This window comes from Nocardioides currus, assembly GCF_003057875.1.
Classification (GTDB): domain Bacteria; phylum Actinomycetota; class Actinomycetes; order Propionibacteriales; family Nocardioidaceae; genus Nocardioides; species Nocardioides currus.
Genome location: NZ_PYXZ01000005.1, coordinates 104728 through 118919 on the forward strand (window position 1 = coordinate 104728; position 14192 = coordinate 118919).

Annotated in this window: 15 protein-coding genes; 5 read left to right on the plus strand and 10 right to left on the minus strand. The window is 73.1% G+C overall.

Translation table 11 applies throughout. The features are described from left to right. Positions 1-5 precede the first annotated feature (5 nt). Positions 6-635, plus strand: a complete 630-nt coding sequence (locus tag C7S10_RS12595; RefSeq protein WP_133176510.1) for a class F sortase — start codon at positions 6-8, stop codon at positions 633-635. Further along, positions 632-1333 (plus strand): hypothetical protein, encoded by a 702-nt coding sequence (locus tag C7S10_RS12600; RefSeq protein WP_108344788.1) that lies wholly within the window; start codon positions 632-634, stop codon positions 1331-1333. Before C7S10_RS12595 ends, C7S10_RS12600 begins: the two co-directional genes overlap by 4 nt. A 6-nt stretch (positions 1334-1339) precedes the next feature. Here the strand turns inward: C7S10_RS12600 and C7S10_RS12605 are convergent, their stop codons facing one another. From C7S10_RS12605 to C7S10_RS12615, 3 genes are all read right to left on the minus strand, one after another. After that, positions 1340-1864: a flavin reductase family protein gene (locus C7S10_RS12605; RefSeq protein WP_108344789.1), complete on the minus strand. Its 525-nt coding sequence runs from the start codon at positions 1862-1864 to the stop codon at positions 1340-1342. Beyond that, positions 1861-2949: a MacS family sensor histidine kinase gene (macS, locus tag C7S10_RS12610; protein ID WP_243395347.1), complete on the minus strand. Its 1089-nt coding sequence runs from the start codon at positions 2947-2949 to the stop codon at positions 1861-1863. Before macS ends, C7S10_RS12605 begins: the two co-directional genes overlap by 4 nt. 83 nt (positions 2950-3032) lie before the next feature. Then, positions 3033-3767, minus strand: a complete 735-nt coding sequence (locus C7S10_RS12615; RefSeq protein ID WP_108344790.1) for a lysophospholipid acyltransferase family protein — start codon at positions 3765-3767, stop codon at positions 3033-3035. A 72-nt stretch (positions 3768-3839) separates the two neighbouring features. On the opposite strand from C7S10_RS12615, the gene C7S10_RS12620 reads away from it, so the two are divergent. Then, on the plus strand, positions 3840-4610 hold the full coding sequence (locus C7S10_RS12620; protein ID WP_108344791.1) for an alpha/beta hydrolase: 771 nt from the start codon (positions 3840-3842) through the stop codon (positions 4608-4610). Between the two features lie 23 nt (positions 4611-4633). After that, on the plus strand, positions 4634-5083 hold the full coding sequence (locus tag C7S10_RS12625; protein ID WP_108344792.1) for a hypothetical protein: 450 nt from the start codon (positions 4634-4636) through the stop codon (positions 5081-5083). On the opposite strand, the gene C7S10_RS12630 is transcribed toward C7S10_RS12625, so the two are convergent. The 7 genes from C7S10_RS12630 to C7S10_RS12660 form a co-directional block, all read right to left on the minus strand. Next, positions 5080-6432, minus strand: coding sequence for a hypothetical protein (locus tag C7S10_RS12630; protein ID WP_108344793.1), 1353 nt, complete (start codon positions 6430-6432; stop codon positions 5080-5082). The two genes, C7S10_RS12625 and C7S10_RS12630, sit on opposite strands and share 4 nt — an antisense overlap. 35 nt (positions 6433-6467) lie before the next feature. Continuing rightward, the gene (locus C7S10_RS12635; RefSeq protein ID WP_108344794.1) at positions 6468-7733 is read right to left on the minus strand and encodes a DUF2029 domain-containing protein; all 1266 of its coding nucleotides are present in this window, start codon (positions 7731-7733) and stop codon (positions 6468-6470) included. A 103-nt stretch (positions 7734-7836) separates the two neighbouring features. Continuing rightward, positions 7837-9201: a hypothetical protein gene (locus C7S10_RS12640; RefSeq protein ID WP_108344795.1), complete on the minus strand. Its 1365-nt coding sequence runs from the start codon at positions 9199-9201 to the stop codon at positions 7837-7839. A gap of 50 nt (positions 9202-9251) precedes the next feature. Beyond that, entirely contained in the window at positions 9252-10217 is a 966-nt protein-coding gene (locus C7S10_RS12645) for an ROK family protein (protein ID WP_108344796.1), read from the minus strand. Positions 10218-10236: 19 nt separating this feature from the next. Further along, entirely contained in the window at positions 10237-10665 is a 429-nt protein-coding gene (locus tag C7S10_RS12650) for a hypothetical protein (RefSeq protein WP_108344797.1), read from the minus strand. Further along, on the minus strand, positions 10662-11831 hold the full coding sequence (locus C7S10_RS12655) for an ArsA family ATPase (RefSeq protein WP_108344798.1): 1170 nt from the start codon (positions 11829-11831) through the stop codon (positions 10662-10664). Before C7S10_RS12655 ends, C7S10_RS12650 begins: the two co-directional genes overlap by 4 nt. 17 nt (positions 11832-11848) lie before the next feature. Then, positions 11849-12286 (minus strand): SRPBCC family protein, encoded by a 438-nt coding sequence (locus C7S10_RS12660; RefSeq protein ID WP_108344799.1) that lies wholly within the window; start codon positions 12284-12286, stop codon positions 11849-11851. An 89-nt stretch (positions 12287-12375) separates the two neighbouring features. Between C7S10_RS12660 and C7S10_RS12665 the strand changes: the two genes are divergently transcribed. Further along, positions 12376-14169 carry an AMP-dependent synthetase/ligase gene (locus C7S10_RS12665; protein ID WP_108344800.1) on the plus strand — a complete coding sequence of 598 codons (1794 nt, stop codon included), beginning with the start codon at positions 12376-12378 and terminating at the stop codon, positions 14167-14169. Positions 14170-14192: the final 23 nt, after the last annotated feature.

Below are 14192 nucleotides of genomic sequence, written 5' to 3' on the forward strand. Positions count from 1 at the left end.
GCGGGGTGGCCCTCCTCGGTGCCCTGCTGCTCGGCCTCGCCGGGTGCTCGTCGGGACCGACGCGGGGCGTCGGCACCACCACCCCGTCAGCGCCCTCGTCGGACCCGGCCTCGTCGGACCCGCCGGCGCAGCGGGCCGCACCGGCCCGCCGGGCCGGTTCGGTGCTCCCCGAGGCGCCGGTCGCCGCCACCCTGCCGAGCGGGACGGTGGTGCCGGTCCGGGCCGCCTCGACCACCGGCGGCCTGCTCGACGTCCCTCCGGACACGCACGTCGCGGCGTGGTGGCGGGGCGGCTCGCGGCTCGGTGACCCGTTCGGCTCGACCCTCCTCGCCGCCCACGTCGACTCGACGACCCAGGGTCTCGGGCCGTTCGCGGAGCTGCTCGAGGTCGAGCGCGGCGACCGGGTGGTGCTGAGGTCGGCGCACCTGACCCAGGAGTTCGTCGTCCGGTCCCGGCGGCTGGTGCCACAGGGTCCGCTGGACGACGAGCAGTGGCTGTTCGCGTCGACCGGACCGCACCGGCTGACGATGGTGACCTGCGCCCCGCCGTACGTCAGGGAGGACGGCGGCTACCAGAACCTCGCCGTCGTCACCGCCACGCCCGTCGGCGCCCCGTCCGAGGGGGCGGCCCGATGAGCGCCACGGCGCCCGCGGGCACGTCGCGCGACATCCGCATGGGGATCCTCGTGCTCGCGGTCGTCCTGGTCGGCGTCGTGCTCGTCGGGCTCGGCGTGCGCTACTGGACCAAGGACTCGCCGCGCGCCGAGCTCGCGAGCTCCGGCGTCTACTCGGCGTCCCCCGAGGCCCTCTCACCGGGTGAGACCTTCGTCCAGACCGAGGCGATGCCGTCGGGCGACCTCATGGTCACCCAGTGGATCAGCGCCGACGCCCCCATCGACACCCTCACGCTCTCGCCGTCCTGGCTCGAGGACGCTCCCGCGGTCGTCGCCGACCGGGTGCGCGTGGTGGCGGACGACGAGCTGGTCGAGGGTGCGAAGCAGGTCACGGACCAGCCCCGGCGCTACCCCTTCCCCGCAGGTGCCTCCCGGGTGCAGATCAGCTACCGCCTGGTCGGCGCCGTCGAGTTCAGCGACTCGGCGCGGGGCCGGGCCCTGGCCCGCCTGACGACGCTGGACGTGGGCTACGACCCCGCGTCGACGAAGGTCACCCACAGCGTCGTCGCGCCAGCGGTGCTCAACCTGGCCTGCTCCGCGCCGACCACCCCTCGGAAGTCCAAGCCGTGTGGCGAGGCGCTGACCGACGGCGAGTGGCGGGTGGTCCTCGACCGCACCGAGGCGGGCGAGCGGGTGATGGCCCAGCTGACGCTGGGGTGAGTCGACTCAGGCGTGGTCGGGGCGCTGGTAGCGACCGCGCCGGTGCTGGAGCGGGGCGTCCTCGGCACCGACGACGGCCTCGTCGATCCGGCACGTCACCTCGAGCGACCAGCCGAGCTCGCGCACGTCGTGGACCACGCACCCGGCCCAGGTCGGCGCGGTGGCCAGCCGCGGCCCGTGGGGGGTCTCGTGCCACTCGTCGGCGGCGAACAGCCCGCCGGGGGCGGGCATCTGTCCGGCGAACTTCTCCGCCAGGTCGCGGTGGCCCCACTCGAGCAGCTGCACGACGCAGCGCGCCCCGGGACCGGCCCGCAGCGCCTCGCCCAGGTCGGAGTCGGGGTCGAGCAGGCCCAGGACGTACGACGGCTCGCTGACCGCGACCAGCCACGACGACACCGTCAGGCCGACCCGGCCACCCCCGGTCCCCGCCGTCCACAGGGAGACCTGCCCACCGACCCTCCCGCGCAGGCGGCGGGCGGCGTCGCGCTCGCCCTCGGGGGTCGCGAACGGGTGGTCGGAGTGGATCGTCATGGTCGTGGTCCTGTCGTCGGCCCTGTCGTCGGCACCGCCAGCTCCCACTCGGTGCCGTGCGCCCCGGTGTCGAGGGTCGCCGTGCCGCCGAGGTCGCCCAGCCGGCCGCGGATCGACTCGCTGACGCCGAGGCGTCCCTCCTCGAGCGCCGACTCGAGCCGTCCCTCGGGGATCCCCGGGCCGTCGTCGCGCACCGACACGACCACCTGGTCGGGCAGGACCTCGAGCAGCACCCAGGCACGGGCGTCGGGCCCGACGTGCGCGGCCACGTTGTCGAGGCACGAGCCCACCGCGGCGGCGAGCTCGCCGGCCACCTCGCTGGGCAGCGGCACCGGCACGCCGGGCGTGGCGACGTCGACCCGCAGCGCGTGGCGGGTGCCGAGGTCCTCGAGGAGCCCGGCCAGGTCGCGCTCGGCGGGGGCGGTCGTGACCGTCCCCTGCTGGCGGATCAGCGAGCGCAGCACTCGTTCCTGCTCGCCGGCCAGCCGCGCCAGGTCCGCGATCTCGGGATCGCCGGAGGCCGCTCCGCGCCGCTGCACGAGGGCGAGCACCTGGAGCACCCCGTCGTGCACGGCGCGCGCGAGCCGCGTGCGCTCCTCGGCGGCCGCGGCGACACGCTGGGCGCTGTCGCGCTCCGCGGCCATCCGCTGCAGCGACTCGCACATGTAGCCCACGATCGGCCCGCCGATCATCAGCAGGAAGACGTTGCCGTAGTTGGCCTGGTCGATGCCGTCGCGCAGCACCAGGTCGGTCACCGAGAGCACGGCGGCGGCGACCAGCCCGCCGCGCCAGTGCCAGTGGACGGCCCACGCGAGCAGCGCGCCCATCACCCAGAAGCCGGGGATGGTGGCGTTGAAGTCGGCCCCCTTGATGACCGGGGTCACCGCGATGGCCGCGACCGCGACGGCGAGGTCAAGGGCCATGAAGAGGGGGGTACGCCGCTGGGCGCTCGTCGAGGCCCGGATCGCCCAGCCCGTCCACGCCACCAGCGCGGCGACCACCGCGATCCCCGCCCACGGGTGGTCGTAGTTGTCGCGCCGGTAGAGGTTGAGGACGATCACGTTCACCGTGACCACGACCCGCACCAGCGCGAGGGCGCGGAACAGCCGGTCCTCGACGGCCGTCCCGGCCCGGTCGGCCTCGGCCGCTGCGGCCGGGTCGCGACGGATCAGGACGCCTTCTTCGCCGAGGACGTGGCGTCGGACGGCTCGACCGGCTCCTTGGCCGCCTTGGTGAGCTCCTTGGCCTTCGAGGCGTACATGTCGACGTACTCCTGCTCGGAGAGCCGCATCACCTCGTACATGATCTCGTCGGTGATCGAGCGCAGGATGTAGCGGTCGTTGGACATGCCCTCGTAGCGGGAGAAGTCGAGCGGCGGGCCGAAGCGCACGACGGGGCGGGTCCACTGTCCGAAGACCTTGCCGGTGGGGGCGACGACGTCGGTGCCGACGACCGCGCACGGGATGACCGGGGCGCCGCTCTCGAGCGCGAGCCGCGCGACGCCGGTCTTGCCGCGGTAGAGCTTGCCGTCGTGGCTGCGGGTGCCCTCGGGGTAGATGCCGAAGAGCTCGCCGGCGGCGAGGATCTTCATGGCGGACTTCATCGCGCCCTCGGCGGCGTCGGCGCCGGAGCGGTCGATCGGCACCTGCCCGGCGCCGGAGAAGAACTTCTTCTGGAACCAGCCCTTGATGCCCGGCGTCGTGAAGTACTCCGCCTTCGCCACGAAGGTCACGCGACGGGGCAGCGTGAGCGGCATGAACAGCCAGTCGGCGTAGGACAGGTGGTTGCTCGCCAGGATCGCCGGACCCTCGGCCGGCACGTGGTCGACGCCGTAGGCCTTGGGACGGAAGATGACCCGGAGCAGGGGCCCGATCGCGACCCACTTCAAGAACCAATAGAGCACGGGGTGAGCCTAGCCCCCGGGACCGCCCGCGAGTGCCCCTCGACGCAGTGGATCGTGGTGCATGATCTGCGCATGCTGATCAAGCCGACGGCCGAGCCGTTCTCCGCCACCGCCCGACCCGAGCTCACCGACGGCCGCAGGATCGGCGTGCTGGTCAGCCACGGATTCACCGGCTCCCCCGCGTCGATGCGCCCGTGGGCCGAGTCGCTGGCCGAGCGGGGCTTCGCCGTCGAGCTGCCGCTGCTGCCCGGGCACGGCACCCGCTGGCAGGAGCTCAACAAGGTCGGGTGGAGCGAGTGGTACGCCGCCCTCACGGCGTCCTTCGACAAGCTGCTCGCCGAGAACGACGCCGTGGCCGTGTGCGGGCTGTCCCTCGGAGGCGCCCTGGTGCTGCGGCTCGCCGCCGACCGGCCCGAGGACGTGGCGGGGGTCGTGGTGGTCAACCCGGCGGTCAACACGACGCGCATGGACGTGAAGGCGCTGCCGGTCCTGCGCTTCCTCGTCGGGTCCTTCCCCGGCATCGTCAACGACATCAAGAAGCCCGGCGTCGACGAGTTCGGCTACCCGAAGACCCCGCTCAAGGCCGCCTACTCGATGATGTGGCACGGCTGGAAGCCGCTGCGCGCCGACCTCGCGAAGATCACCTCGCCGATGCTGCTCTTCAAGTCCGTCGAGGACCACGTCGTCGACGAGACGTCGCTGGCGATCATCAAGAAGTCGGTGTCCTCGCGGGAGTTCACGCAGGTCAGCCTGCCGGAGAGCTACCACGTGGCCACGCTCGACAACGACGCGCCGACGATCTTCGCCGAGTCGGCCGACTTCATCGCCCGCGTCGCGGGTTGAGCGTTCGGGTTACCGTTCCTGACGTGAGCAGCACCGGCGACCACGAGCGCGCCCACGACGAGGCCGACCAGGCGGCCTGGCAGTCGATCGTCGACAACTACGGCGACCGGGTCGAGCTCGACGAGCCTTCGGACCCCGCACCCGCCCCGAAGCCCGCCCCGACGCCCGCACCGACGCCCGAGCCTGCGCCGGTCTCCGAGCCCGTCTTCGAGCGCCCGGCGGCGTACGACGAGGAGCGGTTCGTGCCGCCTCCCCCGCCGCCGATCCCGCGCCCCGAGCCGAAGCGAGCCGTGGCGTGGGCCGGCCTGTTCGTCGCCCCGCTCCTGGTGCTGGTCGCGTCGGTGCTGAAGTACGACCTCGCGCCGCTGGTCGACTACGCGCTGATCGCGTGGTTCGTCGGCGGGTTCGTCTACCTCGTGGCGACCATGTCGAAGACGCCGCGCGACCCCTGGGACGACGGCTCCCGGGTCTAGGCGTCCTCGGCCGTCCCCGGCACCGGGTCGTCGTGGGGCCAGGTGACGACGGCCAGGAGCAGCGCGGCGCCGATCAGGAAGTAGTAGTTGGTGTGCCCCTGCTTCGAGAACAGCACTGTCACGAGCAGGGAGAGCCCGACCCCGAGCGACATCGCGGTGGGACCGGGTCGCGTCCGCACGGCCACCAGCGCGGAGACGACGAAGCCGAGCAATGGCGCGGCCGACAGCATCCACGCGGGCAGCGGGCCGACGAGCGTGTCCAGCCCGGGGAGCAGGGAGACCGAGTCACGCCGGAACGGCTGCACCAGGTGGAAATCGATGACCGAGTGCACGAACGCCCGCGGGTCCCACACCACGAACGCCCCGACCACGACGCCCCCGACGAGCGCCGCGGTCCACACGGTGCGCCAGCCGCTGCTGCGTACCACCGTCCACAGGGTCGGGACGTAGGAGACGGCGTACTGCTTCGACGCGAAGAAGAGCCCCAGGGCGACGCCGGTCGCCCGGTTGCCTCGCACCATCCCCCAGGCGGCGAGCGCGAGGAACATGACCATCACCGGCTCGATCCAGTAGGCGATCAGCACGGTCGTGGTGAGCGGGTTGACCACGAGCAGGACCGACGCCGCGCGCCCGATCCGGTCCGTGGCGGTGCGCCACGCGAGCACTCCTGCGCCGAGGATCGACGCGAGGTGCATCCAGCGCGCGTCCCCGAGCAGGTGGGCCGGGAGGTCGAGCAGCAGGGGCGCCGGCAGGTAGGGGTAGCCGAAGACGATGCGCCCGTCGACGACGGTGCCGGGTCCGAGGTACTGCGCCGATTCGGCCGCGGTGAAGGGGTTGGGCACGGTGATGCCGTACGGCGAGGAGCCGGACAACGTCGCGTCGAGGCCGCCCTCGAGGAGCGGGCGGACGTCGATGCGGGTCTCGACCAGGGCCAGGTCCCCGACGGCCAGCAACGCGTACGCCGCCAGCACCACCGCGAAGGCGAGGTCGGCCCGGCGCCCGCCTGCCCCCACCGCCACCGCGGCCGCAAGGACCAGCACGACGGAGAGGGCGATGGTCGCCGGTGACCCGGAGGTGACGAACAGGGACTGGGCCACGGCCATCGCGACGCCGCAGACCAGGCCGAGCACGACGACCCACAGGCCCACCCGGGCGTCGTGGCGGCGGCGCGAACGCGTCGCCACCAGGAGGAGGCAGCCCACCGCCAGGGCGAGCCCGATCGTGGGGGCGACCAGCTGGGGGCCGATCGGGGCGATCTGGAGCAGGCAGAACAGCGCGGCGCCGGCCACCAAGGTGCGCAGCACCGGGCCGCCGCCGGACCCGGTCCGGGGCGGGTCGGCCGGGACCACAGCCGGATGGTCGGAGCGTCGAGGCGAGCTGAGCCTCACGAGGTGGTCCGGGCGGAGATCGGGTCGTCGCGCGGCCAGGTGACGACGGCGAGGAGCAGCGCGGCGCCGGCGAGGAAGTAGTAGTTCATGAAGGCCTGCTTGGCCAGCAGGATCGTGACCAGCAGGCTGAGCCCGACGCCGAGCGCGAACGCAGTGGCACCACGGTGGGTGCGCCACGCGACGGCGGCGGAGACGGCGAGGCCCAGCACCGGCGAGAGCATCAGGACGGCGTCGGGCACCGGACCGACGAGCTCCGCCAGCCCCGGGACGAGCGAGATCGAGTCGTCGCGCGCCGGCTGGAGCAGCAGCCACTCGATCGAGGACCGGACGAAGGCGTGCGGGGCCGTCGCGACGAAGACGCCGATCAGCAGCGCCCCGGTCGCCGCTGCTGCCCACACCGTCCGCCAGCCGGCGCGCCCGGCGACGCTCCACAGGGACGGCACGAACGACAGGGCGTACTGCTTCGAGGCGAAGAGCAGGCCGAGGGCGAGCGCCGTCCAGCGGCTCCCCCGCAGCAGCCCCCACAGCACCAGCGCGAGCAGGCAGACCATCAAGGGCTCGACGCAGTAGGCCGTCAGCACCGTGGTCGAGAGCGGGTTGAGCACCAGGAAGACCGATGCGATCCGGCCGATCCGGTCGGTCGCGAGCCGCCAGCCGAGGCCGCCGGCCGCGACCAGGGCGAGGAGGTGCATCCAGCGGACGTCACCCAGCAGGTGCGCCGGTGCGTCGAGGAGGAGCGGGGCCGGCAGGTAGGAGTAGCCGTACATCACACGGCCGTCCTCGATCGAGCCCGGCGGGTAGAAACGAGCGGCGTCCTGGGCGTCGTACATGTTCGGGATCGTGATGGCGTACGGCGAGTGGCCGGCGAGCATCGCGTCGACCCCGCCCTCGAGCAGGTGCTGCACGTCGACGACGATGTCGATCGTCGCGAAGTCACCGACCGCCACCGCGGTGAGCACGGTCAGCAGCACCGCGAACCCGACGGTGGCCCGCCGGCCGGTCGAGGCGAGGGACACGGCGGTCGCCGCCACGAGGACCATGGCCAGGCCGCCACCCACCACCGGCGACGAGCGCAGGAACTCGGACTTCGCGAGCGTCAGGAAGAGGCCCGCCACCACCCCGACCGACAGGGCCGTGGTGGCGAGCATCGGGTCGTGCGCGGTCCGCCAGCGCAGCGTCACCGCGAGGACGGCAACCACCGCGAGCACCGCGAGGATCGAGGGACCGAGGAGGAGCGGTCGCCAGGCGACGTACTGGAACATGCAGAACAGTGCGCAGCATGCGACCACGGTGCGCGCCACGGACCCCCTCGCGCTCCGCGCGGAGGATTCGTCCCGACGGTCGGCGACCGGGCCGACGGCCGTGTCAGCCACGGTGCCGGAGGGGCTCGGCGAGGTCACCGGCCGGAGTATGCCAGCGCGGCTGCGGCGTGCGGGGGCTTTCGCGGTAGGTCACGACCGCGACCAGCAGGGCGCCGCCGATGAGGTCCCAGTAGTTGGGGTGACCCTGCTTGGAGAACAGCACCGACACCGCCAGGCTGAGCCCGATTCCGGCTGCGAAGGTGGCCGCGCCCGGTCGGCACCTCCACGCGACGAGCGCCGACGCAGCGGCGCCGAGCACGAAGCCGTAGGGACCCAGCAGGAAGGTCGCCCCGTCACCCAGCACGTCCTGGAGCGCAGGTGTCAGCGTCACCGTGTCGTAGCGCAGCGGCTGCTTGAGGTGGAACTCCACGGCCGAGTGCAGGAAGGCACGTGGGTCCCACAGGAAGAACACCGAGCACAGCACCGCCGGCACCGCCAGCGCGACGAGCACCGCGCGCCGGCCGGAGGCGCGGGCGAGCATCCAGAGGTAGGGAAGGTGCACGACGGCGTACTGCTTCGAGGCCAGGAAGCAGCCGAACCAGAAGGCGGCCCGGTTGGTGCCGCGCTGCAGCGCGTGCGCGAGGCACACGACGAACAGCAGCAGGATCGGCTCGATCCAGTAGCTCAGGCTGGTCGCCCAACTGACCGGCATGACCAGCAGGAGGACGGCGGCGACCCGACCCAGCCGGTCGTCCGCGAGCCGCCGGACGAGCACCGCGCTGACGACCATGGCCAGCACCACGGCGATGCGGACATCGCCCAGGAGGTAGGCCGGCACCACGACGAGCAACGGGATCGGCAGGTAGGGGTAGCCGTAGGTGATGCGCCCGTCGACGAGCACCCCCGGCCCGTAGATCCAGTCGTGTCCCGAGTCGTAGACGCCGGGGACGGTGATGGCGTACGGACTGGTGCCGCCGAGCAGCGCATCGGCCCCGCCGTCGAGGAGGGCCTGCACGTCGGAGACGACGGGCATCGACCGCATCAGGACGGCGACGAGCAGGACGTGCACCGCGAGGAAGGCGGCGAAGGCCCAGCCACCGCCCCGTTGCAGCGTGGCGCCCGCGACGCCCAGCACGGCGTAGGCGACCGCGAGCGCGGGACCCCACGGCTGGTCGAGGTGGGGACTGGCGAAGATCCAGAACTGGACGAAGGCGACGCCGAGGAACGCGACGACCAGCACCGCCCCGAACATCCACCACACCTCGCGCGCCGTGTCACGGCACAGCGAGACGAGGCAGACCACCACCGAGACGAGCAGCGCGACGGGGAGGAGGAAGACGTTGTCGCGGAGGTTGACCGCGCACAGGGCGAGGCCGGCCGTCCACAGCAGCCACAGTCGCGTCAGCGACACCTGTCCGAGCCCGTCCATGGGCGCGATTGTTCCAGCGTCCGGTGTCCCTGCGTGGCCGAACCGCGCATTCACCCGTGCGGGCGGGCGGCCCTCCGTGCGAGCTCCGCGCCGCCGACGAGCCCGGCCTCCGGTCCCAGGGTGGCGGACACGATCGGGGGTACGACACGGTGGGCCGACCCGACGAGGGAGCGCTGCAACGCGTGGCGCGCCGGCTCGAGCAACCGGTCGCCGGCCTGCGACACGCCACCGCCGACGACGACGAGCTCGGGGTCGAACGCGGCGACCAGGTTGGCGACACCGACGCCGAGCCAGTCCCCCACGGAGGCGAACGCCGCCCGGGCGACCATGTCGCCGGCCTCGGCCGCGTCGGTCACCATCGGGCCGGTCAGCCGGTCGGGGTTGCCGCCGGTGGCGTCCTCCAGCACCGAGGGCTGCTCACCCATCCGCTGGCGGGCGGACCGGACGAGCGCGTTGCCCGAGGAGTACTGCTCCCAGCAGCCGCGGCCACCGCACTCGCAGGCGTGTCCGTCGGGCACGACCTGCATGTGGCCGAACTCGCCGGCCATCCCGTTGGCGCCGCGCACCAGCCGGCCGCCGAGAAGGAGCGCGCCGCCGATGCCGGTGCCCATGGTCACGACCACGGCGGAGGCCGCGCCCCGCGCAGCGCCGTACGACCACTCGGCGAGGGCCGCGCAGTTGGCGTCGTTGTCGAGCACGACGGGAGCATGCCACCGCCGGCTCAGCCGGTCGCGGACGTTCTCGCCCTGCCAGGGCAGGTGGGGCGCGAACATCACCCGCTCGCCGGCCGCGTCGACGAAGCCGGCAGCTGCCACGCCCACGCCGGCGATCGGGGTGCCGTCGGCGGCCTCGAGCACCGCCTCCTCGAGGGCGTCCTCGACGTGCGCGATGTCGACCCGCCGGCCCGGGGTGGCCCGGCGCGCGGTGCGCACCACGGCTCCGGTCTCGTCCACGACGCCCGCCAGCACCTTCGTGCCGCCGACGTCGACGCCGACGAAGACGCCGTCCCCGCTCATCGGCCGACGGCGCGAACCCTCACGCGGGGTCCTCGGGCCAGTCCTCGCCGGCGCCGTCGAGGTCGATGCGCTCGACGTCCCCGCGGTCGCTCGGCTGTCCGTCCGTGTCGGCGACGGCGGTGGCGAGGATGCCGGCGGCCGCGTGCACCAGCGACGCGGCTGCGGAGGCGAGGTGGGCCTTCACCTCGGGGCTCAGCTGGCGTACGGCGTGCACGGTCCGGCAGACCGGGCACACGGTGCACTCCGCGGACCCCGTCGCCAGGTGCTCGCCCAGGTCGTGCGCCGCGGCGGTCGCGTGGCCGGACAGCCCCGACACGGCCTCGCCCAGCCCGTCCCCCAGCCCGGTGCCCTGCTCGCGGGCCCAGCCGTTGAGGGCGCCCAGCAGCTTGGCGGTCTCCTCGGCGAGCGAGCCGACCTCGGCGTCGCGTCCGTCCTCGGTGTCGCTCACGACGCCCCTTCCTCGAACCTGACCTGGAGCTCGCCGCCGACCACCCGGGCACCAGCGATCCGGTGACGGCTCAGACCCTGCGGCAACGTGAGGAGCCGACGATACGACGCGACGCTGACGACCAGCTCGTCGCCATGCCGGGCGAGACCCACCTCGTCGCGCGTCACGTGCGGGAGGGCCAGGTGCACGACGGCACCGGCCTCGGTGCGGGTGACCCGGAACGGGCCGTCCGACGTCGCCGCAGCGAGCGGGTCGGACCCACCGTAGACGTCCGCCGCCAGGTCGCGCAGGGCGTCGACCCCGACCGGCTCGGCCACGCGATAGACCGAACGCCACTGCGGCACCCCCGCGAACGACTCGTCCACCTGCTCGAGCACCGCGGACTGGGCGGCCACCCAGCCGGCCCGCCACTCGTCGGCGTCGTCCTCCGGGAAGATCCGGTTGACCACGACGCCGTCCACCCGATAGCCGAACAGCGACAGCATCGTGTAGGAGCGACGCGCCTCGGCCAGCACGACCGACTCGGGGGTCAGCACGACGCGGACGCTGGCGTCGGGACCGGTGAGCAGGGCGTGCACCTCGTCGAGCTCGGCGTGCAGGCGCTCGAGCGCCCCGAACACCGAGTCCTCCGGCATCGGCACCTTGGCGGCCTTCGACAGCACCGGCCCGAGCGCCCTGACGATCTTGCGCTCGACCGGGAACACGCGCTCCATGTACCACCCGAGCGCCTCGGGAAGGGCCAGCAGCCGCAGCGTCTCGGCGGTCGGTGCGCAGTCGACGACGATCACGTCCCAGGCGTCGCTCAGGGCCTGGGCCCGCAGCTCGAGCAGGGCGAGGACCTCCTCCGCGCCGGGGATGACCGCCAGCTCCTCGGCGGCCACCGGGTCGACCCCGGCGACGTCGAGCACGCGCAGGAGGTAGGACTGGATCTCGGCCCACGACTGCTCGAAGCGCAGCTGGGCGTCGACCTGCTGGACGAACAGCCCGGGCGAGACCTCGGTGGGCTCGGAGCCGGCCGGCGCTCCGAAGGCGTCCGCCAGCGAGTGCGCCGCGTCGGTCGAGAGCACGAGCGTGCGCCGACCGGCGGCGGCCGACAGCGCCGCCGTACCAGCAGCGACCGTGGACTTGCCGACGCCGCCCTTGCCGGTGAACAGGAGGATCCGCACGCGCGGGGCCCGCGTGCTCAGAGGGTCTCGACGCGCTTCTTCAGACCCTTGAGCGCGGCGTCGATCAGGATCTTCTCGCCCTTGCGCTTGAGCATGCCGATCAGCGGGATCGAGACGTCGAGCGCCAGGGCGTAGGTCACCTCGGTCGAGCCGTTGCCGAGGTCGCGCAGCGTGTAGGAGCCGTCGAGCGCCTTGAGCATCTTGCCCTCGCCGAGGGTCCAGGTGACCTCGCGGTCGCCGTCCCAGTCGTAGACGAGGGTGTACTCGTCCTTGATCGGCGAGACGTCCAGCGCGAAGAAGACCTGCTCCGCCCGCCCGTCAGCACCCGGCACGGTCACCTCGGCCGTCGTCACACCCTTCGCCCACGTGGGGTAGGACTCGAAGTCGGCGATCACGGCCATCACGTCGGACGGCGGGGCGTCGATCACGATCGACGAAGTGGTCTGTTCGGCCATGGCGGTGACCCTACCGGACCTGCACCACCGCGAACGGTGGCTGGACGCAGCGATAGCCTGCGGTCGGACGTACCCCCTAGGAGGCCTTCGTGCGCGAGTTCGCCACGCCGTTGACGATCGAGATCCCGACCACGGGAAACCTCACCGATGACGTTGTCCGCAACGCGCAGGAGGCGCCCGACGCCGTCGTCTTCAGCCGCAACGTCGACGGCGAGTGGACCGACGTCACGGCGGCCGCGTTCCTGGCCGAGGTCACCGCCGTCGCCAAGGGCCTGATGGCCGCCGGCGTCGAGGCCGGCGACCGGGTCGTGCTGATCTCCAAGACGCGCTACGAGTGGACCCTGCTCGACTACGCCATCTGGTTCGCGGGCGCGGCGACCGTGCCGGTCTACGAGACCTCGTCGGCCGAGCAGATCGGCTGGATCCTCCAGGACTCGGGCGCGAAGGCCGTCGTCGCCGAGGGCGCCGACCACCTGGCCCGGGTGCGCGAGGCCCGCGAGGCCGGGTCGGGGGCCGACCTCAACCACGTCTGGTCCATCGAGGACAACGCCGTCAGCGTGCTCGGCCGGCTCGGCGAGGACATCTCGGACGAGGCGCTCGCGGAGCGGCGTACGGCGACCGCGCCGGCCGACCTCGCGACGCTGATCTACACCAGCGGCACCACCGGTCGCCCGAAGGGCTGCATGCTCAGCCACGGCAACTTCATGTTCGAGCTCGGCGTCGCGACGCACGAGCTCGACCGGCTCTTCGACGGCGACGACGCCTCGACGCTGCTGTTCCTGCCGCTGGCACACGTGTTCGCGCGCATCATCCAGGTCGGCGCGGTCAAGAAGCGGGTCCGGCTCGGCCACAGCGCCGACATCAAGAACCTCGTGGCCGACCTCGGCGTGTTCCGGCCCACCTTCATCCTGGCCGTGCCGCGGGTCTTCGAGAAGGTCTTCAACACCGCCTCCCAGCGGGCGACCGGCGACGGGCGCGGCAAGATCTTCGACCGGGCCGCCGAGACGGCGATCGCCTACTCCCGCGCCCGGGACAAGGGGCGGGTCCCGCTCCGCCTCCGCGCGCAGCACACGGTCTTCGACCGGCTGGTCTACGGCAAGCTCCGCACGGCCCTCGGCGGTCGCTGCGAGTTCGCCGTCTCCGGCGGCGCCCCGCTCGGCGAGCGGCTCGGCCACTTCTACCGCGGCATCGGCATCGCGGTGCTCGAGGGCTACGGCCTGACCGAGACCACCGCCGCGCTGACCGTCAACCTGCCCGACGCGCAGAAGATCGGGACGGTCGGGCGCCCCATCCCGGGCACCGCCGTGCGGGTCGCCGACGACGGGGAGCTGCTCTTCCGCGGCGGCCAGGTCTTCGGTGCCTACTGGGGCAACGACGCCGCGACCGCCGAGGCCCTGACCGACGGCTGGTTCCGCACCGGCGACGTCGGCGAGGTCGACGACGAGGGCTTCGTCCGGATCACCGGTCGCAAGAAGGAGATCCTGGTGACGGCCGGCGGCAAGAACGTCGCCCCCGCCGTGCTGGAGGACCGGCTCCGCTCGCACCTGCTCATCGACCAGTGCATCGTCGTCGGTGACGGGCAGCCCTTCATCGCCGCCCTCGTCACCATCGACCGCGACTCGTTCCCGGCGTGGGCCGAGGCCCGCGGCAAGTCGGGCTCCGTGGCGGACCACGTCGACGACCCCGACCTGGTCGCGGAGGTGCAGCTCGCCGTCGACGACGCCAACAAGGCGGTCTCGCGCGCGGAGGCCATCCGCAAGTTCGCGATCCTCGGCGAGGAGTGGACCGAGGAGGGCGGCCAGCTGACGCCGAGCCTGAAGCTCAAGCGCAACGTGGTGATGCGCGAGTTCCGTGACGACGTCGAGTCGCTCTACGTGCCCTGATCCCGCGGGATGGCCCGTTCGGG

Bases quoted from the DNA above. Each gene is read 5' to 3' on its own strand.
- C7S10_RS12645 (WP_108344796.1), bottom strand. From the start codon at position 10,217: ATGAGCGGGGACGGCGTCTTCGTCGGCGTCGACGTCGGCGGCACGAAG.
- C7S10_RS12600 (WP_108344788.1), top strand. From the start codon at position 632: ATGAGCGCCACGGCGCCCGCGGGCACGTCGCGCGACATCCGCATGGGG.
- C7S10_RS12620 (WP_108344791.1), top strand. From the start codon at position 3,840: ATGCTGATCAAGCCGACGGCCGAGCCGTTCTCCGCCACCGCCCGACCC.
- C7S10_RS12660 (WP_108344799.1), bottom strand. From the start codon at position 12,286: ATGGCCGAACAGACCACTTCGTCGATCGTGATCGACGCCCCGCCGTCC.
- C7S10_RS12605 (WP_108344789.1), bottom strand. From the start codon at position 1,864: ATGACGATCCACTCCGACCACCCGTTCGCGACCCCCGAGGGCGAGCGC.
- C7S10_RS12635 (WP_108344794.1), bottom strand. From the start codon at position 7,733: ATGTTCCAGTACGTCGCCTGGCGACCGCTCCTCCTCGGTCCCTCGATC.
- C7S10_RS12640 (WP_108344795.1), bottom strand. From the start codon at position 9,201: ATGGACGGGCTCGGACAGGTGTCGCTGACGCGACTGTGGCTGCTGTGG.